21 protein-coding genes and 1 tRNA gene are annotated in these 22,431 nt (G+C 45.3%); 16 read left to right on the forward strand and 6 right to left on the reverse strand.

Annotation, left to right across the window (positions count from 1 at the left end; genetic code table 11):
- Positions 1-56: 56 nt before the first annotated feature.
- The gene (locus tag IPO96_00140) at positions 57-998 is read left to right on the forward strand and encodes a hypothetical protein (GenBank protein QQS64958.1); all 942 of its coding nucleotides are present in this window, start codon (positions 57-59) and stop codon (positions 996-998) included.
- Here IPO96_00140 and IPO96_00145 read toward each other — a convergent pair.
- Positions 995-2,665, reverse strand: coding sequence for a glutamate--tRNA ligase (locus IPO96_00145; protein ID QQS64959.1), 1,671 nt, complete (start codon positions 2,663-2,665; stop codon positions 995-997). The genes IPO96_00140 and IPO96_00145 overlap by 4 nt on opposite strands.
- 409 nt (positions 2,666-3,074) lie before the next feature.
- Here IPO96_00145 and IPO96_00150 point away from each other — a divergent pair, with 409 nt between their 5' ends.
- The 5 genes from IPO96_00150 to IPO96_00170 all read left to right on the forward strand — a co-directional run bounded on the left by IPO96_00150 (position 3,075) and on the right by IPO96_00170 (position 6,810).
- Positions 3,075-4,286, forward strand: a complete 1,212-nt coding sequence (locus IPO96_00150) for a DUF3048 domain-containing protein (GenBank protein ID QQS64960.1) — start codon at positions 3,075-3,077, stop codon at positions 4,284-4,286.
- 12 nt (positions 4,287-4,298) lie between these two features.
- The gene (locus tag IPO96_00155) at positions 4,299-5,834 is read left to right on the forward strand and encodes a HAMP domain-containing histidine kinase (protein ID QQS64961.1); all 1,536 of its coding nucleotides are present in this window, start codon (positions 4,299-4,301) and stop codon (positions 5,832-5,834) included.
- 3 nt (positions 5,835-5,837) lie between these two features.
- Positions 5,838-6,215 (forward strand): response regulator, encoded by a 378-nt coding sequence (locus IPO96_00160; GenBank protein QQS64962.1) that lies wholly within the window; start codon positions 5,838-5,840, stop codon positions 6,213-6,215.
- Positions 6,216-6,289: 74 nt separating this feature from the next.
- A tRNA-Glu gene (locus IPO96_00165) sits at positions 6,290-6,364 on the forward strand.
- 230 nt (positions 6,365-6,594) lie between these two features.
- Positions 6,595-6,810 (forward strand): hypothetical protein, encoded by a 216-nt coding sequence (locus IPO96_00170; protein ID QQS64963.1) that lies wholly within the window; start codon positions 6,595-6,597, stop codon positions 6,808-6,810.
- A gap of 113 nt (positions 6,811-6,923) precedes the next feature.
- On the opposite strand, the gene IPO96_00175 is transcribed toward IPO96_00170, so the two are convergent.
- On the reverse strand, positions 6,924-7,703 hold the full coding sequence (locus tag IPO96_00175) for a polysaccharide deacetylase family protein (protein ID QQS64964.1): 780 nt from the start codon (positions 7,701-7,703) through the stop codon (positions 6,924-6,926).
- A gap of 111 nt (positions 7,704-7,814) precedes the next feature.
- On the opposite strand from IPO96_00175, the gene IPO96_00180 reads away from it, so the two are divergent.
- The 3 genes from IPO96_00180 to IPO96_00190 all read left to right on the forward strand — a co-directional run bounded on the left by IPO96_00180 (position 7,815) and on the right by IPO96_00190 (position 11,253).
- Positions 7,815-9,071, forward strand: coding sequence for a PAS domain-containing protein (locus tag IPO96_00180; protein QQS64965.1), 1,257 nt, complete (start codon positions 7,815-7,817; stop codon positions 9,069-9,071).
- Between the two features lie 54 nt (positions 9,072-9,125).
- A complete protein-coding gene (locus IPO96_00185) occupies positions 9,126-10,466 on the forward strand; it encodes a response regulator (GenBank protein QQS64966.1) in 1,341 nt (446 codons plus the stop codon).
- A gap of 103 nt (positions 10,467-10,569) precedes the next feature.
- Positions 10,570-11,253 carry an rRNA pseudouridine synthase gene (locus tag IPO96_00190; GenBank protein ID QQS64967.1) on the forward strand — a complete coding sequence of 228 codons (684 nt, stop codon included), beginning with the start codon at positions 10,570-10,572 and terminating at the stop codon, positions 11,251-11,253.
- Positions 11,254-11,347: 94 nt separating this feature from the next.
- Here IPO96_00190 and IPO96_00195 read toward each other — a convergent pair whose 3' ends face one another.
- Positions 11,348-11,662, reverse strand: a complete 315-nt coding sequence (locus tag IPO96_00195) for a hypothetical protein (GenBank protein ID QQS64968.1) — start codon at positions 11,660-11,662, stop codon at positions 11,348-11,350.
- Between the two features lie 3 nt (positions 11,663-11,665).
- Positions 11,666-11,944 (reverse strand): hypothetical protein, encoded by a 279-nt coding sequence (locus IPO96_00200; protein QQS64969.1) that lies wholly within the window; start codon positions 11,942-11,944, stop codon positions 11,666-11,668.
- A 178-nt stretch (positions 11,945-12,122) separates the two neighbouring features.
- Between IPO96_00200 and der the strand changes: the two genes are divergently transcribed.
- From der to IPO96_00215, 3 genes are all read left to right on the forward strand, one after another.
- Positions 12,123-13,508 carry a ribosome biogenesis GTPase Der gene (gene der, locus IPO96_00205; protein QQS64970.1) on the forward strand — a complete coding sequence of 462 codons (1,386 nt, stop codon included), beginning with the start codon at positions 12,123-12,125 and terminating at the stop codon, positions 13,506-13,508.
- A gap of 1 nt (position 13,509) precedes the next feature.
- Entirely contained in the window at positions 13,510-14,016 is a 507-nt protein-coding gene (locus IPO96_00210; protein ID QQS64971.1) for a hypothetical protein, read from the forward strand.
- 226 nt (positions 14,017-14,242) lie between these two features.
- Complete coding sequence (locus IPO96_00215) at positions 14,243-14,869, forward strand: aminoacyl-tRNA hydrolase (GenBank protein ID QQS64972.1); 627 nt, start codon at positions 14,243-14,245, stop codon at positions 14,867-14,869.
- A 51-nt stretch (positions 14,870-14,920) separates the two neighbouring features.
- On the opposite strand, the gene IPO96_00220 is transcribed toward IPO96_00215, so the two are convergent.
- Positions 14,921-16,213, reverse strand: a complete 1,293-nt coding sequence (locus IPO96_00220; GenBank protein ID QQS64973.1) for a hypothetical protein — start codon at positions 16,211-16,213, stop codon at positions 14,921-14,923.
- Positions 16,214-16,407: 194 nt separating this feature from the next.
- Positions 16,408-17,937: a hypothetical protein gene (locus tag IPO96_00225; protein QQS64974.1), complete on the reverse strand. Its 1,530-nt coding sequence runs from the start codon at positions 17,935-17,937 to the stop codon at positions 16,408-16,410.
- A 1-nt stretch (position 17,938) separates the two neighbouring features.
- Here IPO96_00225 and IPO96_00230 point away from each other — a divergent pair, with 1 nt between their 5' ends.
- The 4 genes from IPO96_00230 to topA all read left to right on the forward strand — a co-directional run bounded on the left by IPO96_00230 (position 17,939) and on the right by topA (position 22,344).
- Positions 17,939-18,163: a hypothetical protein gene (locus tag IPO96_00230; GenBank protein QQS64975.1), complete on the forward strand. Its 225-nt coding sequence runs from the start codon at positions 17,939-17,941 to the stop codon at positions 18,161-18,163.
- Between the two features lie 485 nt (positions 18,164-18,648).
- Positions 18,649-19,503, forward strand: a complete 855-nt coding sequence (dprA, locus tag IPO96_00235) for a DNA-protecting protein DprA (protein ID QQS64976.1) — start codon at positions 18,649-18,651, stop codon at positions 19,501-19,503.
- Positions 19,488-19,934, forward strand: coding sequence for a hypothetical protein (locus tag IPO96_00240; GenBank protein QQS64977.1), 447 nt, complete (start codon positions 19,488-19,490; stop codon positions 19,932-19,934). The genes dprA and IPO96_00240 overlap by 16 nt, the downstream gene beginning before the upstream one ends.
- A 115-nt stretch (positions 19,935-20,049) precedes the next feature.
- Complete coding sequence (gene topA, locus IPO96_00245; GenBank protein QQS64978.1) at positions 20,050-22,344, forward strand: type I DNA topoisomerase; 2,295 nt, start codon at positions 20,050-20,052, stop codon at positions 22,342-22,344.
- Positions 22,345-22,431 lie beyond the last annotated feature (87 nt).

Raw genomic sequence — 22,431 nt, forward strand, 5'->3', positions numbered from 1 at the left:
GTATAATCGGTGTAAAGTATAAGCATTAACATCAACAGAGGCAGATCGATATAAAAATGAAAAACTTCATAGAAGTTAATGGTAAGAGATACGACTCCCAAACTGGTAAACTTATCAACCAACCTTCGCGCGTATCTGGGTTTAGTGTTGATGGGATGGCGCCAAAAAAGCATAACAACCTAGTGAAACCTACAGCGGTTCACAAAAAGCGACCGATCGAAAAATCTCACACCCTTCTACGGCAAGCCGTCAAAAAACCAATAACAGCTAAACGAGCAAACGCCGAAAAAACAACTAAAAGCCCTAGAAGCCCTTTGATATCGAAATATGGTAGCGTTTTTACTAAAATTGAGAAGCGCGTTGAGCCACTAATGTATGTTCAGCCCAAGACTGAAGCTAATATTACCTCGACAGTAAACCACGATAGTCTACCTAGTACCAGCCAAAGCTTAATTGACAAAGCCTTATCAATATCAACTAGTCACCAAATGAGCGCTCACAAGCCCTTAAAACGGCACAAGATAGCCGGCAAGCTAGGCATCAAACCTAGAACGCTTAGAGCTGGTAGCCTAATGCTAGCCTTTTTAGTTCTCGGGGTGTTTTTTGCTTATCAAAACGTGCCAAACTTCGCCATGCGTGTAGCAAGCACGCGAGCTGGCTTTGCCGCACAGATGCCCGGTTATCAACCAAGCGGATTTGCAGTGCTTGGACCGGTTCAGTACAAAAGCGGAGAAGTAACAGTTAGTTTTGGCAGCAAAACTGGTGATGGCAGGGAATTCGAGCTAACCCAAAAAACAAGCGACTGGAACAACGACGCACTACTTGCAAACATTGTAGCTAGCAAGCCAAACTACCAAACTCTACAAGACGGAAATCAAACAATCTACCTCTACGACGGTAGCAATGCCACCTGGGTAAAAAACGGCGTTTGGTATCAGATTGAGGGTGACTCTCGCCTGACAAGTGATCAAATATCCCGCCTCGCCAGCAGTTTTTAGGCTATTCTTCTACCTATAGTGTCTTGCGGCATAACTCGCATTACCGAGTGCATGTCGGGGGTGCGGTTTTTGCCGGTTAGTTTAACCCTAATGATACGAGCAAAGTCTGCCAAATTGCCTTTGAAGTTTTCTGGATTAGCCTTGTAAGCTTTATTGTCTAGCGCGAAGCCGCTGGTCTCGGCTGCTATCTTTAGCTTTTCGAACCAAGTCGGCTGATCATCGGCTTTAGAGTAACTGGACAGAAAGTTAGCGCAAGCAGAAGATACAGTTTGAGTGTCAAAATCCTGCAAAAGTTCGTCTATTCGGCCAGCGAATATTTTGTCATAAACACTGTCTATGAAGTAGCCATATTCCTCAATTACATCGCTCCATTTGGCCACGTCTTTGCGCACCTTTTCGCCGCTACGCTCAATTGCTAGCGCCGGTTTTAGCTCTTCGAAATGATTCAATAGTAAAGTAGGGACTTCGGGGTCTAGATTATTGTTTCTGCAGTACTCAACTCCGTATTCACTCAACCACTGCTGTATCTTCTGGTTGAATGTTTCCTGCGGCAGAACACCTATCATGTCTCTCGAATAAAAATCCAGTTTTGACTCATCAAACAGCGGGGCACGCGACTTAGCTAGTTTATCCATTGTTACCAACTGGCCGTAGTTGGATATCGGCTCTTCTGCATGCTCCTTAAACCAAACGTCGAGATCTGAATTGGCAAGCCCAAAAAGGTAGAGCTTCAGCGCATCAATCGGGTAGCCCAACTCGTAAAAGAACGCCACATTCGCTTGCGGGTCTTTACGCTTACTAAGCTTGCGTTTATTATTGGTCGCTTTGTCGAGGATAGTGATTGGCGCAATATGCGCATATCTAAAAGGGGTTATGCCAAGAGCTTGAGCTAGCTCGATATGGAGCGGTAACGAAGGCAGCCACTCATCACCACGGATTACTAAAGTCGTGCCCATCAAAAAATCGTCTACAACATGAGCCAAATGATAGGTAGGCAAACGAGAACCATCGGCCTTTATTAGTGGTATATCTAGGTCGTTTTCTGGAAGCTCTAACTGACCTTTAAGCTCATCAGAAAAAGCAACTCTTTTATCGTGAGAGCCGCTTGATCGAAAACGTAAAACAAAGGGTTTACCCGCATCAAGTGCGGCCTCAATTTCTGCATCGGACTTATCGCGCCATAGAGCCCACTGACCGTAATAGCCAGGCCGAACTTTGGCGGCCTGCTGAGCTTTGAAGTTCTGCTCGAGCTCTTCAAGCGTAGCGAAACAAGGATAAGCTCGACCGCTCTTTAGCAAGTCAACCGCGTATGCCAGATATATTTCGACTCGTTCGCTTTGTTTGTAGACCTCCGCCGGAGTTAGTCCAAAATTATCGAGAGCTGCTCGGATTACTTGGTCACCGTTTTCAATCTCACGTTTTTTATCAGTATCTTCGATTCTAAGATAGAAAACGCCACCGGTTTGCTTCGCTAATTCATCGCAGAGCAGGGCAGTATAAATAGTGCCGATATGCACAAAGCCAGTTGGGCTTGGTGCTACCCTTGTAACTTCGGCTCCTTCCGGCAAATGACGCAAAGGTTTTGCGGCTTCGACTTCTGCGCGCGCGGGCACCGTCAAACCCTCGGTAAGCTTGGCCGTAATTTTTTCCACTAACTCCGTTTTCATTAAGCATATTGTACAGGGTAATAAGAGATGCGTACAGGGCGCAGGGGGGATAGTAGTAAGTAGGTAGTAGGTAGTAGTTAGTAGTTGGTAGTTGATAGTAAGTGTAAAATTCTAAATCCTAAAATCTAAATTCTAAACAAAGATAGTATCAAGTATTACGTATCATGTATAAAGTATGAATTAGACCCTAGACACTGGCTACTAGTCCCTAGCTCTTGGCTCATGGCTCATGACCCTTGACTCTAGGCTCTGCTTGAACAGTACGCAGTACGCGGTACAGGGTACGGGGTGATACTTGCTAGTCTAGTCCCTAGTCCCTGGTCCCTAGTCCCTAGCTCTTGGCTCATGGCTCACTGCTCATGCCTCGCGACTCTTGTCTCTTGACTCTCGACTCTTTATACTTATGCTTATGGATAGAAAAGAAAAATTCGAAGAGCCAGCATTTATTGAGCCGGAAAAAATGGCTGAAGCCGAAGATCGCTACAACCAACGTGAGCCAATCGTGAAAGCCAGCAAACAATCTAAAAACCCCTTTAAAAAGCTCACTAAAATCTGGCGCGGCGCCAGCCGACTGCAAAAAGTCGCTATGATTTTTGTTTTAGTAGTCATACTTGGCGGTGCGGGTTATGGAGCTTACGCTTTGTTTATAAAAAACGAACCAGCTCAAGAAACAGATCAATCTAACAAACAAGAGGCAGAACCCGTTGTTGTTGAGCCACCAAAACCTACGACTGAAGCCTCAAGGCTTACTGGGGTACAAATCACCCCCGAGCTAAACAAAAGAGGCATCACAGCCGTAATGATCGAAAACAGCCCTGATGCGCGTCCTCAGTCTGGACTTAAAGATGCTGGGGTGGTTTTCGAAGCAATAGCCGAGGGTGGAATCACTAGATTCTTGGCACTTTTTCAAGAAGCTCAGCCAGATTACATCGGGCCAGTTCGTAGCGCCCGTCCTTATTACATTGATTGGTTAAGCGCTTTTGACCCGACTTACGCCCACGCTGGCGGTAGCCCAGAAGCAATTTCACTAATAGCTCAACTAGGACTAAAAGACATACCTGACGATGGGCTAAACCAGACTTTTTGGCGAATAAATAGTCGCTACGCTCCTCATAACCTCTACACATCTAGCGCTAACCTAGACGCCGCTCGCAGCCGAAAAGGCTATGGTGGCAGCAGTTTTACCTCATTAAAAAGAGGCGAGGAAAAAGCGGTTTCTCCGGTTACTGCAGCAGCAATTGATATAAACCCCTCTAGCCAACTTTACGGAGTTCATTACGATTATGACGCTACAACAAATTCATATAAGCGCTTTTTAGCTGGTCAGCCACATGTCGATGAAAAAAGTGGTGCCCAAATCATGCCAAAAGTCGTCATTGCGTGGGTAGTGCCTTACTCTATTCACCCCGACCGTGTTCACAGCGTCTACGGCACGATCGGTTCAGGCAAGGCTATAGTATTCCAAAATGGCGTAGCTGCCGAGGTTACTTGGCATAAAGCCAGCAGGACTGAGCAGGTTACTTTTACCGACGCTGCTGGCAGCGCTGTTGCCCTCAACCCAGGCCAAACCTGGTTCACGGCCGTCGGAAGCTCAGATTTAATCGGCTTTAGAGGGCCTTAGGTAGAAATAGCGGTGGATAACTACAAAAAATATGTCGACCAGTTGAGTTTTAAGATTTTTGGCTACTTGATAATCTATTTTGTAATTTTAGGTACTGCTACATTTGTTTGCTACCGTATATGGCCGTTATACAGCCCGTTCTTTTTCATGACAATGGCTAGCGTCGCCATTACCGGCGGTTTTCTCATTACTCTGGCTTTAGCTAAAAGTGCTGCTGCACCAGTTAGGACTTTGCAAGATATTTTCTCTTACAAATTCCGTCCAACTTTTGACGCACGCGAGCCAGACACATCCAAGATAACTACCGGCCGTGAATTGGTTGAAGCACTAAGAGATCTACTGAAATCAGTCGATGTTGGCAAGACATCTGCCGTTGAGACTATAAATACTGCCCAGACTACTGGCAATTTGGTCGGTACCATAGCCAGTAATCTACCGATGCCTGTCATAGCAATTAAAAGCGATAACCGAATCGCTTACGCGAACAAGACTGCTGCGGCCTACTTTGAATTAAAGGGAGAGGTATTTAATAGTAACTTTACCGAAATTGCGAACTTGTCTTTTCCTAGCGAAGACACTTTCGACAACTGGCTAGCAGATTGCCGAAATAATAAGGTCACCGACACAAAAAGCTGGACACGCGTAAGATTGACACTAGACGATCAATCTTCTCCTAAGCAGTTTGATATGATCGCATACTTTAGTAAAGGCGATTCTACCGGAGCGGAAACCTTGTTGGCGGTTTTTGATCAGAGCGATCGTTACAATCACGACGACCAAGACGTCAGTTTTTTGGCACTTGCTGTTCACGAATTGCGTACGCCTTTGACGATAATGCGCGGCTTGATTGAAGTATTTGAGGAGGAAGTAACTCCGACGCTTAACGAAGAGATGAGAGGCTTTATGGGTAAGTTACATGCCTCTGCCCAGCAGCTTACGGCATTTGTTAGCAACATATTGAACATGGCGCGTGTCGAACAAAATCAACTAACTTTGTCTCTTAGAGAGGAAGAGTGGACACCCATTTTAACGAACGCAATAAACGATTTGAATCTGAGAGCTCAGGTTCATGGAAAACAGATCCAGCTGACTATTGACCCAGGGCTACCGAAGGTGGCTGTTGATCGAATGGGTGTACAGGAAGTTGTTAATAATCTAGTCGAAAACGCGATTAAATATAGCGGCGGCGCAAACCAGATTCTTGTTAGAGCCGGCCTGAATAAACAAGGTTTGGTCGTTACTAGTATCCAAGATTTTGGCGTCGGAATACCACAATCGATTTTGCCACATCTTTTTGAAAAGTACTATCGTAGCCATCGAACCAAGGGTACAGCTAGCGGCACTGGGTTGGGGTTATACCTTTGCCAAGCCATAGTTAAGGCCCATGGGGGTACAATCGCTGCCGAATCCCATGAAGGTAAGGGGAGCACTTTCAGCTTCACTCTCCTGCCGTATGGCATGGTTAAATCTGAAGCAGACCAAGGACAAGATGGTATTATTAGAGGTGCACACGGTTGGATCAAAAATCATAACATATATAAGGGCTAGGGTATGCAACCACAAAAAAGAGTATTAATAGTCGAAGACGAACATTTTATAAGCGAGCTGTATACCCGCGCACTGACAAAAGCTGGCTATAACGTCACAACTGCTACCGATGGCATGAATGGCTTCCAGATGATCATGACAGACCAATACGATATTGTGCTGCTAGACATAATGCTACCCAACCTAAATGGCATTGATGCGCTTAAGAATATCCGCGAGCGTACTAAAGATAAGCCGCTTAAGACAAAAATAATTATCGCAACCAATCTGGACCAGGAAGATCAAAAACGTGAGGCTATCGAAAGTATTGCCGATGGTTATCTAGTGAAGGCCGAAATCACCCCCAAGCAGTTGGTTGAATTTTTGCAACGTCTTGACTAGACATTGTTTATCTACCTCTGTTATGCTATAATTTTGTTTGTCTTAATTTGGCAAATACTGCTTAGTTAATATTTGGTCTCATCGTCTAACGGTTAGGACACCAGGTTCTCATCCTGGCAATCCGGGTTCGATTCCCGGTGAGATCACCAAAGAAAATAGTCCAACCCATTAGCGGTTGGACTATTTTCTTGTGCAAGCCTTGCTCGACGGAACCGAATCCGATACGGTTATACAGTGCTCGCATGCCTTAAACTATCTCACTCCAAGTGAATACTGTGATACACTCGGATTAACCATTCGCAGGCTGCAAGTATCCAAGATGTAGTGAGTAAGTGCAATCTTGTATACACATTTATTAAGAGGACTTATAATGAAATATATGGACAAGATTTTTGCTCTAACTTTTATATTAGTTTTACAACCGGCATTCGCATACTTAACATATTTTGCAATTGGTAAGGCTCTTGCTTTAATTAATGTCAATAACAGGATTGTTGTTTTGGCTGTGAGCATTGTCTGGTATATCGTTTTTGCATTCCTCTTTGCTCGTGGTTTTCTTTCAAGTGACGAGGCAAAAAGGCTAGGATTTAAATAGGGTATTTCGCAGAGACAATTTCAGGATCATTTGATTTCTGCTTGAATTCTTCTAGACCCGCTAAAACGTATATTTATCGGTGTTATTTTGTCGAGCTAGGAGTTGGTTAGTGCTTAATAAATGTAATTATAACGATAGCCTGACGTATAGCCACGGGACAATAGCTCTTTTAGGGGTAGCACTGTGTAACCATTAGCCTTTGCCCATGCTAACATGCAGGGTACAGCATTGACTGTCTGAGAGTGAGAACCACCGTCGTGAAGCAAAATTATTGAACCTGGTCGCACTTTAGACTTAAAACGGGCACACAAGGTCGATGAACTGACTCGTGGGCTACGCCAATCCCCCAGATCGGAGTCTGTCCAGATGTTACAAAGACCATTTCTAAATGCAACCTCACGAGGGGAGCTGTAGCTGCTACCGAAGTTGCCTCCCGGCGCCCTGAAATAAGTTGGTGCCACGCCGGTATAAGATTTGACGACGTTATTCGTTGTAACAACTTCTTTTGCGATTGCTGATTGTGTCGTTGGGTGCGTCATTGAATGATTTCCAACTTCGTGACCGCGGCTAGCAACGGATTTGGCAATAGCTGGATTAGCCTTTATGTTCCGACCCACCATGAAAAAGGTTGCCTTCCATCCATACTTTTCGAAAGAATTCATCACAGCATTGGTATTGGTTGGCCATGGGCCATCGTCAAATGTGAATGAAATTACTTTTTCACTAGTGACTATTCCATTTATTCGTCGACTAGATTTACAGAGTCCTGTTGAGGCGCCAGTGCGCGAAGCTTCCTGTGCAAAAGTAGGCTGAATATTAAAATTACTAATTAGAGTTGCGTTTAATAGCGCGACTATTAAAATAATATACTTTACGGACTTAGACTTCTTCATAATGCATTAATAATACTACAATTTGTACAAATTGCAATAAGATTAAAAAGAATATATTGTGCTTAAGCTTGTTTTGTCAGATAATGATACTAAGTAAATCGAAGGGCACCGGTGGGTTTATTCAATAGAAAAAAGACAGACAATAATGATTCCGCATTAATAAGCCAGCTTAAAAGCGAGCAGGCTAAAACTAGCATAATCATAAACGCTATCATAGATGGCGTATTTTTGATCGACGAAAAAGGAGTAATCCATATATTTAACCCTGCCGCAGCACGTATCAGTGGCTGGCTAAGTGAAGAAGCTATCGGCCTAGATTATAGATCGGTTATAAAAATTGTAGACGAAAAAGGTGAAGCACTACAGCCAGGTATGCACCCAATAAATAAAGTTTTTAAGAGCGGGGAGCCGCAGACCGGTGTCAGAGCTTCACTCTTAACCAAAACGGGCACTACCATACTACTTGAGTTTAGTGTCTCGCCGTTGATGGACGGCAGCAAAGTTGGAGGCGTTATAGCAGTTTTTCGTGATGTCAGCGAAAAACACACGGAAGAGCAGCGAAGAGCAGATTTTATTTCGACAGCTAGCCACGAAATGCGCACGCCTGTTGCCGCAATTGAAGGTTACTTAGCGCTAGCCTTAAATGAAAACGTCAGTAAAATCGACCCCAAAGCCCGTAGCTTCCTCGAGAAGGCCCACTCCAGCACACAACACCTTGGGCAACTTTTTCAAGACCTTCTAACAAGCGCCAAAGCCGAAGACGGCCGCCTAACAAACCACCCTCAAGTAGTTGAGCTGGGAGAATTAACAGAGAAACTGGCCGATAGCCTCAAGTTCGCCGCCACAAAAAAAGGTCTCAAAATGGAATATGTAGTTGGTTCACAATCTGCAATTATAGATGCCACCGTCACACAGGCCGGCATGAAAACTCTTAGACCACTTTACTATGTCTACGCTGATCCGGATCGTTTACAAGAAGTAATTACCAACCTCTTCGATAACGCCGTTAAGTATACTGAATCTGGGGCTGTACGCCTAGGCATAACTGGTAACGACCATAATGTCCAAGTTCATGTTGCAGACACAGGACCAGGCATACCGGTAGAAGACATACCTCACCTTTTCCAAAAGTTCTACCGCGTCGATAATTCAGCCACTCGTACTATCGGCGGCACGGGCCTTGGCTTATTCATTTGCAAAAAAATAATCGAGCTTTATCAAGGTAAGTTATGGGTAGAAAGCGTAGTCGGAAAAGGTAGTACTTTCTACATCAATCTACCTCGTCTAAACAACGACAGGGCAGAGGCCCTAAAAGCTACTACGATCACATCACCTTTGGATGTTAGTGCAAATGGAGCTAAATTATGAAAAAATCAAAAAATGATATACTAAACGTAAGTAGAATGAAGGGGTAATTAAGTAATGGCAAAAATACTTTTGGTCGAAGATGATAATAACTTGCGGGAGATTTATGAAGCCCGCTTGAGCGCAGAAGGTTACGATATTATCGCGGCCAGAGACGGCGAAGAAGCGTTGGCAGTAGCCGTCAAAGAGAAACCAGACCTTATCATCAGCGATGTAATGATGCCCAAAATAAGCGGCTTTGATATGCTTGACATCTTGCGAGGTACCCCTGAGACCAAGAATTGCAAGGTGATTATGATGACTGCTCTCAGCCAAGCCGAAGACAAAGCAAGAGCCGACAAGCTCGGTGCCGATCGCTATTTAGTTAAATCACAAGTTACACTTGAAGATGTTGCCAAAGTCGCAAAGGAGGTACTTGAAGGTGACTCCATGCCAGCAACTCCAGACAGTAGTACCCAGCCCACTAGCTCCTCGCCAGCAAGTGCAGCCAGTGAACCAGCCGCAGATAATCCTGTTGTTGCAGCTTCGACCATACCACAGCCTACAACCGCTTCGGACTCACCGCCTGTAGCTGATAGCAGTGACGCTACTGGCGTACCTTTGCCAACTGTAAACACTACTGTTGACACAACTGTCCCAACTTCAAACGATGATTCTTCGGCTAGTGCTACGCCAATTGCCGACACATCCGCCCAAACAAGTACCAGCACAAACATAACCCCTGCCCAGACGGCCGCTCCTGCCATTGACTCCAGTACCGATACTAAACCTGCTGGTGAAGCCCCTGGCTTCTTAGTTGATGGGCCAACCCCAGTTCCAGCCAGCACAACACCAATACCTCCCGCCGAAGCTGATGAGTCATCTAAAATTGCTCAATCCATTGAGTCGTTCCTGTCCACCAAGGAAACAGCTGTGAGCACCCCAAATCTCGCACCGTCAGTTGCCGTCCAAACTGAGGCTACAGCCACCCCAGCCCCTGTAGCCGAATCTGGTCTCGAGACAATGAAATTTGTTGACACAGCCACTAGCTCTTCAGCAGAACCAACACCACACAAACTGGTCTTGGAAGATCAAACCGCTCCATCATCACCAAGCTCAGCTACAGTCGAAAACGTTCCAGGTGCTCCACCCGCAAGTAGCATGAGTATGCCCGGCCACAAGGTAATTCAGCCTCTTAACGATTTATCGAAACCACCTGTTGATTTACAAGCCTTAGCACAAAAAGAAGAAGATGAGTCTACTGCGGCCAGCATCCTAAACCCCGTGACTACCGAATCTTCACAGCCCACACCGGATGCTCCTATCCAGCCGCTAGATACTGAAGTTGCACACACTACTCCAGCAACAGAAACACCCAAACCAAACGACACTATTGACCCCAACTCATTAGCGTTGTAGGGCAAATACAGATTAGTGATTGAAGATTAAGGATTAGTGAAGGAATGCTGGCTTCTGTTTCCGATTTTAGTATTTATTATTTTTGATTTAGAATTTTATCAGTATGCGAATTAATAGATGGCTCTCTCAACACACTTCATTGTCGCGCCGAAAGGCAGACGAAGCGTTGCAACAAGGCCGAGTTACAATTAATAACAAGAAAGCCAAACTGGGTGACACTGTCGAATATAACGATACTGTTTGCCTTGACGGCGCAGAAGTAGCTAGCCAGCCCATAAAGCGCGAGCTATATATGCTAAACAAGCCTGTGGGGTATGTTTGCAGTCGAAGTGGGCAGGGAAGCAAAACAATTTATGATTTACTGCCTAAGCCCCTACACCACCTCAATCCAATTGGCCGGCTCGACAAAGACAGCTCTGGGCTTTTACTTTTGACTAATGACGGAGAATTACTAAACAAACTGGCTCACCCTAGTAATAATCATGAAAAAGTTTACGAAGTTACGCTCCAAGAAATACTGACCCCTGGTCAATTAAACCAGCTTCAAACAGGGGTTAATATAGACGACGCTAGACCTAGCCTACTCAAAGTAAAGCCTATTCATAACAAGAGTTATGTAGTGATAATTACCGAGGGTAGAAACCGCCAAATTCGTCGCTCTTTTGAAGCAATCGGACATAAAGTAGTTAGGCTGCATCGAACAAGGCAGGGGCCTTATGAGCTAGCCAACTTACCTTTATCTACCGTCAAACAACTCGGCATTAGCAAGATCAATCTTAGTAGCTAACCACCAAAATCCGCTATCTAATTAACGCTACGAGCGCCTAGTCTAAGACAGACCATACAAAGCAGAGCCTACATAAGAACTGGGAGGAGTTATCCTAATTCGTTGGGGGGAATTTTGCCAACGTTACTTGGACGAACTGATCTAAGCCATTTTTCGATCTAAGCATATCAGATATTTCACGTCTCTTAGAACCTACCATTACATCCATCCCCGATACATCTCCGCCTGCTTTGCCAAATTGGTTCACAACTGCAGAAACAGCACAGACCTCTTTTACAGCGCAGCTCGCGCAAACCGATAATGATCTCCAAGAAGACGGCTTGAAGTCTTTTGCCTTAATACACTCGCCATGACTAAATAAGACTTCCATCAGATCGTAATTTTTGTAGCTACTCTTATTGGGGTTCATCTATTATTTTCTTAAGATGTTGGTCTTTCTTGCACCGAACATTACACCACCATATATATCGCCAGCAACTTGTGAATTTGGGAACCTATTGCCAAGTTCTAGGCAAGCTGGTCGAACCGTACAGATACCACAGTAAGGTGCGGCTAGTAAAATTCTTTCCGCCTTAGTCAGATCAGATTCAAGTTCCTTAGCTATAACGCCTTTAGGAGCATCTTTACATGCCATTCTTGCGGCTACGAATATCCCTAGTTCGACATTATCCATTTCTGCAATTTTCTTCATACTCTCTCCTAATTTGTGCGTATAATACTCATTATATAATAAAAAGTCAAGTGTTTTGTAACAATTATTACTATTTTACAAATTCTTTCACCTCTGTTATACTTGCAGTAATGAGTACCAGTAAAAGTTACGCCGTGTTCCTGCCTTTTAGGGCTAGGAAACTGTTCGGTAAGTCGCTATGAGTAGAGTCCCGATTGTTGCAATTGTTGGGCGCGCTAATGTTGGCAAGTCTAGTCTTTTTAATGCGATGCTTGGGCGCCGCGAGGCGATCGTCGCCGACGAAGAGGGCACAACCAGAGATGCTATTTATGGCAAAGTCAGCCTCGATGATCAGCATGATTTTTGGCTTGTCGACACGGCCGGGCTCAAAAGCGCCCAGGACGATTTTGAACTTTCGATCCAAGAACAGATATCGCAGGCAGCTACTGACGCCGACATAATTCTTGTAGTCGTTGAGGCCGCAGGGCAAATCACCGAAGAAGATCGCCGCGTCGCCAAGCTCGCTTTACGGAGTAAGAAGCCAGTGATCTTACTGATAAACAAGTCCGACCGTAAGGTAAGAGGTGCTGACGCCCCGTACGAACGACTTGGTATCAAAACCACTATTCGTACCAGCGCCATTCACAAAATTGGCTTTGACAAGCTCGAAAACGAACTGGAGCAGCTTCTGCCAACAGCAACGATCCGCGAAGACGACAATCGCATTCACCTAGCACTGCTGGGTCGTCCAAATGTTGGCAAGTCTAGTCTTTTTAACAACCTTGCTCGCAAACAGCAGGCAATCGTTGCCGATCGTGCTGGCACTACGCGCGACATCAACCGGGCCATAGTAAAGTACCACGAACGCGAAATAGAACTCCTCGACACAGCCGGCATACGTCGAAGTGGCAAGATTGAACGCGGAGTCGAGCATTTTTCTGTTCTGCGGGCGCTGAGCGCCATAGAACAAGCCGACATCTGTCTGCTGCTAATTGACGCCAACGAACCTAGAGTAGCGCTAGATCAAAAAATCGCCGGCATGGTCAAAGAAGCCGGCAAAGGTCTGGTGATTGTCGTAAGCAAGTGGGATGCAGTAGAGGATAAAACAGCCTACACCCGCGACAGCATGGCGCCGCTCATTGCCACCGACTTCGACTTTGTGCCTTGGGCGCCACTAATATTCACGAGCAGCGTCACTGGTCAGAATACTGTCAAAATTTTTGATCTAACCTTACAGATCATGAAGAGGCGCTCGCGCAAAATCGCTACTACCGAGCTAAACCGCTGGCTACGTCACCAGGTTGACCGTCACCCACCGGCTGGCCTCAAAAATCGACAACCAAAACTACGTTACATGGTCCAAGAGCAGGACAACCCCATCCCCGCATTCAAGATTTTTGGCAAAGACACCCGCTTCGTGCACTGGAGTTACCGCCGATTCTTAGAAAGCGCAATGCGCGAAACCTTCGACTACATCGGCTCACCGATTCAACTTTGGTTTATCGAAAATGGCGCCAAAGATCCCGACGACCCAGACTACAAAACCAAAAAGCAGCCTCACCTAAGTAACCCATACGGCAAGTAGCATGAGACTTCCTGAGTACGTTGACACTAACGAAGGATTCCGTCACTTCTACGACCCAGAGCAAGTTCGCACCGACTTCAAAACTGCCAGGCAGTACATACCATTTATACCTTTACTTTGGAACTCAGAAGATACTACTTACATACCCCTAGGAGATCATGAAACACCTCGCAACACACATCTTGGCTTACTAGTCTCCGAAAGCTTAAATCAAACGGGACTAACTGTAATCGAGTTCCTGCCAACTCCGGCTGAGGCGCCGCTCCCAACCAACATCGCCCTGAAGCAAGATTTCCCGCCAATTTACGGCTTCGTTTTCGAGTATTACAAGAGCCCTGTCGAATTTCACTTCGGCGGCCCCGTTAGCATTTTGCGCGAGGGGGGGCAAACTAATCCTTTGGGCCGAAGGTTTTGTGCCAGCATCCACCGCCGCCTGGCTGAAGCTTATGACATGGCAAAAAGAAAAAATGAGCTCAGGCTAAGCCAAAAAGTCAGCGCCAATTATTGACCCTTGAATTGGACGAGGGACGAGTTTAAGTTAGTAGTTGGTAGTTAGTAGTTGGTAGTTGGTAAGTATTACCCCGTGCCGACTAGGGACTAGGGTCCAGGGACTAGGGACTAGGGACTATTTTAGAGCTTAGAGTTTAGAATTTTCCCCTCGTTCCTCGTTCATCGTTCTAGGCCCGCCTTCGGCGGACTTGCTACTTTCTACTTGCTACTAGATACTATTTATTATGGGTTTATTTGTAAAACGCAGTGAAATTGGTAATAATCTACCGCTATACCGAATTGGGGCAGAGAAGACCTTGCTTGTGGCTGGTCTGGGCAATCCAGGAGCAGAGTATAGTCAAACACGCCATAATATAGGCTTTGCCGTCGCCGACAAGCTTGTTGAGGCCGAAAAGGGCTCGTGGCATGAGAAAAAGACCCTAAAATGCCATATTGCCGAGCTCAAGCTGGGCGACAAGCGCGTAATTGTTATCAAACCAACAACTTTTATGAACAATAGCGGCGAGAGCCTCATTGCCGTACAGCAATATTATAAAATTCCTAGCTCCGATACCTTAGTGCTACACGATGAGTTAGATATCGCCTTTGGGTCAATTCGTTCCAGCTTCGGCGGCTCTAGCGCCGGGCACAACGGACTAAAGTCGATAATTACACTAATAGGGCTTGACTTCCAAAGGTTACGCATTGGGATTGGGCCAAAGAGCCCAGCAGAAATCGACAGCGCCGACTTCGTGCTAGCAAAGTTTTCGAAGGAAGAACAGTCAAAGCTAAAGCCCATCATCAACGAATCGCTAACTATGATCAATGACTTTGTTTTCGGATCGCTAAAGCCCGAAACCCGAAAAATATAAATCCTCCGCCAGGACCAACCAAAACGGAGGAAATATTGTTTTTACTTTTGTTTAGTTCTCTTGTTTTTTGGCAACTGCTAACGCGCCGCCTGCAACCACCACGCCAGCTATTAAGCTAGGTAGGGCAGCAGTAGAGCCAGTGTTTTGAAGAACTGGGGTTTTGCTAACAGTAGTAGACGATCCAAGCACCTGTGGTGGCGTGGCTACGGCTAGTTTTGGAGCCCATTCCATCTGTGGAAATGTTGAGTCAAAACCTAAATAGCTATGCATAGCGTTGATTGCGCGCAGGCCACTCAAACGTGCTCCATTCGTACTAAAAGTTGCAAGTTGAGGCATAACCATCTCGTCATCAGTAACTTTTTTAAAATTTCGGTAGTCGTCCTGTACTCCTGCGAAGCGGTTACCCTTTGGAGAAAAGAACGCCAGTCGATCGCTGTCATCTGTAGCGACGTAGGTAATATTTCCAGTAGCAGTGTCTACCTTGTAATAGCCTTCGACAATACTAGAAGATCTCTCCCAGTCAGCAAAACAGTATACAAGTAGTGTCGAGGAGTCTGGTGCGGCGTCTAGGTAGACTTCGTCATATTCGTCCGTAAAAGTTACCTGCTCTCGATCTGCGTAGGTCTTGCCGGACGTAATTTTGAAAATATCTGAGCCATAATCAGGAAATTCTCCTCCACTTAATGGGTGCCACTGTGAAAAATAAATTGTGCCGTCTGCCGCATAACCACCGTTTAGAAACGTTGGGTTATAAGTATTATCAGTAATGATATTGGTCACAGCACCTGTAGCGGTGTCTACCTTGTCTAGTTGTGTCCAACTGCCTTCACCCTCAAAGTAGCTGGTCGCTAGAACGTTACTAGAATCAGGAGAGTAAGATAAATCTTCCGACTCCGCGTATTCTACATAGCCATTTTGTGAAGGTATTGTCGCTAAATCTGTTACAGAAGTTGTTGGATTACCTTCTGCGTCTATGGTTACTTTTTTTAGATCGATCTCATACCGTGCATCTTCGTTGTCTGTGTAGTTAACCTGTCCAAAAACAACGTCGTTGGTCTGATTTGCAACGCTTGTACCGCTAGGAGCAGAGACGGTTACGGATTCTATAGCAGCATTTTCGCTATCGACAGTCGCCACTGTGGTAGTGGTGCCCGTATCTGGATTTGTTGCAACAATTTGAGTGACACTACCTGCAGAGTCGGCTGGCACTTCAACACTCACTATAACCCCGTCTTCGCCAGGCAAAGCCGCATAGACCTTATTGGTTTTTGACATCAAAATGACGACAAAAACAAAAAGCGGCAAGGCCGCCACTATTAAACTTCTTATTGCTGATCTTTTCATGCACGTACTCCTGTAAATTCTTAGATTACTATTTATAGACACTACCACCCGCATCTAAGTAGTTTTATATTCTTCTTTAAGCAACTTGTCAATAAGGAAAAAACGACATAAAGTTCGGGCTAGCCAGAGCCTAGTTAGTCACCGCTAACATTTAAAAATATAAATTAGGTAACTAGCGTACAATGATTGTATCTTTAATATGCTCCACCCTGCCTTAGCTCACCCAAAAGCGGCCCTAACAGGGCTTCAAATTCTACCAGCTGCTCGCTAGTAGCAAAAGTAATGATACCCCCCAAATCGTACGCGGCTATGGTTGGCTCATTAACACCATCATTAGTTAACAAAAACTTAGGATATGCTACTACTACATCACCATACTTGTCCTGGTCAAGACCACTATAAATTGTAAGGCTTAATGAAGCCAAGCCAGTTTTATCTAATGCCTCATTAAAACAAAGTCGCAAGCATGCAGACTTCGGCCTGTCATTCTCTTTCACAACAACAGTTGTTTTATACTTCGCTATAACATTGAGATCAGTTTTTTTGCTGTTATCTGGGTCAGTACGTACACTCTCTTTCACCGCCATACCTTCTATCGACTGCAAAAGCTGACTGACATTCATATCCCTACCCATTAATCTACTTGTGAGGGCCACGGCTTCCCTATAGGCCATATCACCCACAACGCTGTCACTTAACATTATCAGTAGTGTATTTAGGCTAGTAATGCTTGGCCGATCGATAAGGTCGCTCACAAGCGCTAGTAAGTCGGGCTTATTAAAGTTTTCACTCGCAAATTCTTCGTCATCAGGCCTCACAACATTACAGCCAGTGCTCGTTTTGATACTAGAAAGAAGCGGTATCACCCCATAGACCGTTGAAATTCCTACTGTGAGCGGCAATTCAGACAACACAGAAGGATCATCAACATTTACTTTACGTTTCAGCCATCTCGTTTTTTCAACAGGCATATCATACCAGAAGCACAAGTACATATCATCTTTTAAGCTAGAAATTGGCTCAACTATTCTGCGTCTCTCACCTGTATAATTCACAACTGTAAATCTTCCTTCTCTATAAACAAGTTCATTGAATTCGGAACTATCGTTAGGATAGTAGCGATTTTCAACCTGAGCCAAAGCTGGATCCTGTTTTTTGAGTAAGGAACGCCGTATTGCCACTGCATCTAGATTACAAGTTTCAGCCGTATCAAGGTCTATCATGGCACCAAAAGTTCCGCCATCAAGTTTATCCAGAATAGTTTTCTTAGCTTTGTCCAATTTAGTATGTGCATCTGCCGTCCTAGCTCGCAAACTCTCTGGCACGGCTTTCTCATACTCCGATAGTCGTTTTTCTGCTTCCTGTCTAGCAGCTAAAGATCTGTCGATAATTTTGCCAGGAACTTTCAGCTTATACAATCTTGCATCGCTTGGGGCTATTTGACTATTATTTATACTGCTGATTGATTGATCTGTTTCGCCATGTTCTGCAGCCTGCAACTCACGACAAGCAGTGATTACCGCGAGCTTGCCTACCTCCTCAATAAAACTAGCAAGATTTACATACGAGCTCACTTCAGGTTGCGTAATACCTGCTGCTAGTCTATTTGCGATCTTCCAATCACTATAATCAAAGCTTGCTTCTTCCTCTAGGCGTGGTCGCATGATTTTCTCTAACTCCGTTACAACATTTTTCTTATATCCGATTATAGCATAATTTAGCATAATGGTCTACATTATAATTATTTCAAAACACCATGGCTGGCGGCACCACGATTTTTGCTTTCTTCTTAGTGATATAAAAAGCCTACTGAGGGTGAGCCAGTCTGGTGGACTGGCGCAAGAGAACCTTTCAGATTATAAGCTTGCTTATAGTTTGAAAGTTCTGAGGCCACAGAATGTGGCTGGGCACAAACTAAATAGAGCTTCTAGAGGGGGTGGGCACCGCTAGAAGCTCAATTTAGGGCTCAAATAGATTTTGAGCCTTAATTACACCCTTCAACCCACCTTGAAGGCCTCCGATTTAGTCGTCTCTCAACTGACTAAAACGGCCCACTCATAGGTTTTGACGTTCTCCGTTAAACTCACACTCAAACAAAACGAGGGAGGGGAACTGGTTAAAGGGAATAGGATGATTTAGAACGCATATTTTCCCAAAGAATAAACAAGGGAGACGGCTCGTAGAAAGTGGAGGGTAACAACTGTCTACAGCACGCTCTAAATCAATCTATTACACTTCATCTCTACTGATTGAAGCCGAAGCTTTGTCTCAGAAAAGATAAGTGTTTATTGCTGATTGTTTGCGAAAAAACAATTTTGTTCGTACAATCAGCGGTATAAGGTGCATAACTTCCTCACAGGAGGTTACGAATTGCTATTTTAGCAAATAAGTTTCATTGTGTCAATACTTTTTAATGGATTTGTGAATTTATCAACATGAAGTCTCAAGAACTAAACATAAGTGGTCAGCTAGGGATAAAGGTGAGTAGGCTGTTCGACCAGCCAACTCATCTGTATTACCGCGGCCACCTGGATATAGAGGCACTACTCAGCCGCCCATGCGTCGGAGTAGTTGGCACCCGTACACCTACGGCTTACGGGAAAAGCATTGTTGATAAATTAGTCAGCGAGCTGACTCGCCACAATATCGTGATCATCAGCGGTCTAGCCTTGGGTATAGACTGCTTGGCACATCAGGCCTGTTTAAAAACAAACGGCCAAACCATTGCTGTGCTGCCGAGTGGCATAGATCGGCTTTATCCATCGACCAATGCAAGCGTAGGCAGACAAATCGAGGATAGCGGCCTACTGATTAGCGAATACAGCGGCGATGGATCACCACGACATGACCAGTTTATCGCTCGAAACCGTATTATCGCCGCGCTAAGCGATGTTTTGGTTATCCCGGAAGCAGCCGATCGATCCGGCAGTCTCCACACAGCCAGATTTGCACTCGAGATGGGTATTCCGGTAATGGCCGTACCTGGCCCCATAACTAGCCGGCTAAGCGAGGGCTGTAATCGATTGATCGCACAAGGAGCGACGCCGATTTTAAGCGCACAAGACATATTGCGCGAGCTAGAGATCGACAATCCAATTTCAACAGATTACGCGCCAGATACAGAAGCAGAAAGCAAAATTCTGGAAGCGCTTAATCAAGGCGCTACTGACGGCGCTGCAATCCGCCTCGCCAGCGGCCTCACCCCTGAGCTTTATCTCCAAACCCTAACAATGCTTGAGATAAAGGGAATTATTAAGGCTCTAGGAGGGGATCAGTGGGGGAGACTATAAAGCGCTTTGAGCACATTGTGGGCGAAGCTATAGATCGAACTAGGATAAAGACTTTAGCTACTTGTATTGGTGTTAGCGGCTTCATAGCTGATATGAATCGGCAGAAAAGCTCGAAGTTTTTGGACTTCGCTGAACCCTTTAAATTTCCGGCTCATTCTAAGCACTTACTTGGAGGCATGGCTTTGGGTTACGTATTGCGACTTAGCAGCGAGGGGCTCAAAGAATTAAGCTCTGCCACTCGCAACCTCATTTCGTTTGGTGCCACGATGGCAGTCAGCGCCGCCATGGAAACTTCAATTGGAGATTTTGTTTTGAATAGACCATCTACGCATGACCCTCTGGATATCGCCTGGACAACTACCGCTGGATTGGCAGGATTACTATGTGTCAAACCCAAAGTCGACGAAAATCCCTCTAAAATTGCGGAATAAGACCGCCTAAAAGATCTTTTGCGTTTGATTTATCCACCATAATTCTGTTAGGGTATGCATTGATAAAGATTTAGCTAAATGCATAAGCAGTTTGTTACAATCTTATTAATTATATATGCCTAAAAATCTAGTTATCGTCGAAAGCCCGGCCAAAGCCAAAACAATCGAGAAATATCTCGGTAGTGACTATGTCGTTAAAAGCAGTATCGGCCATATCCGCAGCCTGCCCAGCAAAAACGGCTCTATTGACGTGGCCAACAACTTTAAGCCGACTTTTCAGATCGATCCAGACAAAAAGAAGATCATTGCAGAGCTCAAAAAAGCCGTAGCGAGCGCCAAAAGCGTACTGCTGGCAAGTGATGAAGACCGCGAAGGAGAAGCAATAGCTTGGCATTTAAGTGAGGTGCTAAAACTTGATCCAGCCACTACAAAACGCATAGTCTTTCATGAGATAACCAAGGACGCACTAGACGGCGCCATCTCTAACCCTAGAACTATAGATATGCCACTAGTTGAGGCACAGCAGGCTAGACAAGCCCTAGACTATCTAGTCGGCTTCGAACTAAGTCCAGTTTTGTGGCGCAAAGTCGCACCCAAGCTTAGCGCCGGCCGAGTTCAGTCGGTTGCAGTCAGACTGATTGTTGATCGAGAAAGAGAAATCGAGTCTCACTTGCCGGAAAGCTCATTCAAGATTAGCGCCAACTTTGAATCTGTTAATGGCGACGAGCTGAAGGCCGAAGCAAGTGGTAAACTAGCAACTGCCGAAGAAGTGAAACAGCTATTTAACATCTATAAAGACAGCAAATTTAGCGTCGTGGACGTCGCTAAAAAGCCCGGCAGCCGTAATCCGAGCGCCCCATTTATCACAAGCTCATTGCAGCAAGAAGCGGCGGCTAGACTTGGTTATAGCCCGCGTACCACCATGCAACTTGCACAGAGACTGTACGAGGCCGGCCATATCACTTACATGCGCACCGATTCTCTAAATCTTAGCAAGCAGTTTTTGGGTGCTGCGACTAGCTATATCAAAAAAGAATTCGGCGATAATTATCATCAATTCCGCACTTTCAAAACGAAGAGTTCGGGTGCCCAAGAAGCCCACGAAGCCATAAGACCAACAGACCCAAGCCGCAAAACTGCCGGTGCCGATGAGCAGCAAAACAAACTGTACAATCTGATTTGGCGTCGAACTTTGGCCTCACAAATGGCGCCCGCTGTCGTTGAAAAAACAGAGGTAGTTGTCGAATCATCGGGTTCAAAGCCAGTAAGACTAGTAGCCAAGGGTGAGGTACTAACATTTGATGGTTTTATTAGGGTCTATGGAAGATCTGGTGACGACACGCTGCTGCCAAACCTAAAAACTGGCGACAAATTAATACTAAACTCTGCCGAAAGTATCGAGGCTCTAAGTCGCGGGCCAGCTCGTTATACCGAAGCTACCCTCGTTAAAGCTCTGGAAGAGCGGGGGATTGGTCGTCCTAGCACCTACGCCAGCATTATTAGCACCATTCAAAGTCGAGAATATGTCGAGCGCACTGATGTTGAGGGCGTACAACGTGAAATACGTCATATCACCTTAGCTCAAGGCACGATCAGCGACCGATCAGAGACGTTTGAATATGGTAAAGATAGCAACAAATTAGTCCCAACAGACAGGGGCCAGGTCGTAACCGATTTTCTGGTAAAACATTTTGGCGAAGTAGTAGACTACGATTTTACCAAAAGCATTGAACAGGAACTAGATGACGTTGCTGACAGCACAAAAACACGCCTAGAGGTACTAAACGACTTCTATGGGCCGTTTAGCCGATTAGTAAAGGCAAGTGACGACATTAGCCGTTCTGAAGCCGCTCAAGCCCGCCTAGTCGGTCAAGATCCGAAGAGCAAGAAGCCGATTTACGCCCGATTCGGTCGGTTTGGCCCAATGCTTCAACTAGGCGAACAAGGCGATGAGTCTGATAAGCCGCAGTTTGCCTCCCTGCCACGTGGTGAAAAAATCGAGACTATTTCACTAGAAAAGGCACTTAAAGCATTTGAACTACCTAGACTAGTGGGGCACACCGCTTCAGGTGAAGAAATAAAGGCCAACATCGGCCGTTTTGGCCCCTACATACAGATAGGCAAGCTATTCGTAAGCATCAAGCCTCATGATCCGCACGACATTACACTAGAAGAATCTTTGGAGCTATACAAAGCCAAGCTTAAGGCAGAGAAAGAGAAGTTTATTGCAAAGTTTGGCGATATCCAGGTGCTAAAAGGTCGTTACGGCCCATATGTAACAGACGGCAAGAAGAATGCAACCATTCCAAAAACACAGGATCCAACAAAATTAACAGAGGCGGAGGCTCGTAAAATTCTTGACGAAGCACCCGCCAAAAAAGGGCGCTTTACTCGCCGCAAGAAGAAATAGCGAAAAACGATTAAAGATTAAGGATTAAAGAAGATAATTCACGAAGTTCCTTGATCCCATTCCTTAATCATTAATCCTTAATCACTA

This window comes from Candidatus Saccharibacteria bacterium (assembly GCA_016700315.1).
Lineage (GTDB): Bacteria > Patescibacteriota > Saccharimonadia > Saccharimonadales > SZUA-47.

Bases quoted from the DNA above. Each gene is read 5' to 3' on its own strand.
- IPO96_00140 (QQS64958.1), top strand. From the start codon at position 57: ATGAAAAACTTCATAGAAGTTAATGGTAAGAGATACGACTCCCAAACT.
- IPO96_00145 (QQS64959.1), bottom strand. From the start codon at position 2,665: ATGAAAACGGAGTTAGTGGAAAAAATTACGGCCAAGCTTACCGAGGGT.
- IPO96_00150 (QQS64960.1), top strand. From the start codon at position 3,075: ATGGATAGAAAAGAAAAATTCGAAGAGCCAGCATTTATTGAGCCGGAA.
- IPO96_00160 (QQS64962.1), top strand. From the start codon at position 5,838: ATGCAACCACAAAAAAGAGTATTAATAGTCGAAGACGAACATTTTATA.
- IPO96_00170 (QQS64963.1), top strand. From the start codon at position 6,595: ATGGACAAGATTTTTGCTCTAACTTTTATATTAGTTTTACAACCGGCA.
- IPO96_00175 (QQS64964.1), bottom strand. From the start codon at position 7,703: ATGAAGAAGTCTAAGTCCGTAAAGTATATTATTTTAATAGTCGCGCTA.
- IPO96_00185 (QQS64966.1), top strand. From the start codon at position 9,126: ATGGCAAAAATACTTTTGGTCGAAGATGATAATAACTTGCGGGAGATT.
- IPO96_00190 (QQS64967.1), top strand. From the start codon at position 10,570: ATGCGAATTAATAGATGGCTCTCTCAACACACTTCATTGTCGCGCCGA.
- IPO96_00195 (QQS64968.1), bottom strand. From the start codon at position 11,662: ATGAACCCCAATAAGAGTAGCTACAAAAATTACGATCTGATGGAAGTC.
- IPO96_00200 (QQS64969.1), bottom strand. From the start codon at position 11,944: ATGAAGAAAATTGCAGAAATGGATAATGTCGAACTAGGGATATTCGTA.
- der (QQS64970.1), top strand. From the start codon at position 12,123: ATGAGTAGAGTCCCGATTGTTGCAATTGTTGGGCGCGCTAATGTTGGC.
- IPO96_00210 (QQS64971.1), top strand. From the start codon at position 13,510: ATGAGACTTCCTGAGTACGTTGACACTAACGAAGGATTCCGTCACTTC.
- IPO96_00215 (QQS64972.1), top strand. From the start codon at position 14,243: ATGGGTTTATTTGTAAAACGCAGTGAAATTGGTAATAATCTACCGCTA.
- IPO96_00220 (QQS64973.1), bottom strand. From the start codon at position 16,213: ATGAAAAGATCAGCAATAAGAAGTTTAATAGTGGCGGCCTTGCCGCTT.
- IPO96_00225 (QQS64974.1), bottom strand. From the start codon at position 17,937: ATGCTAAATTATGCTATAATCGGATATAAGAAAAATGTTGTAACGGAG.
- IPO96_00230 (QQS64975.1), top strand. From the start codon at position 17,939: ATGGTCTACATTATAATTATTTCAAAACACCATGGCTGGCGGCACCAC.
- dprA (QQS64976.1), top strand. From the start codon at position 18,649: ATGAAGTCTCAAGAACTAAACATAAGTGGTCAGCTAGGGATAAAGGTG.
- topA (QQS64978.1), top strand. From the start codon at position 20,050: ATGCCTAAAAATCTAGTTATCGTCGAAAGCCCGGCCAAAGCCAAAACA.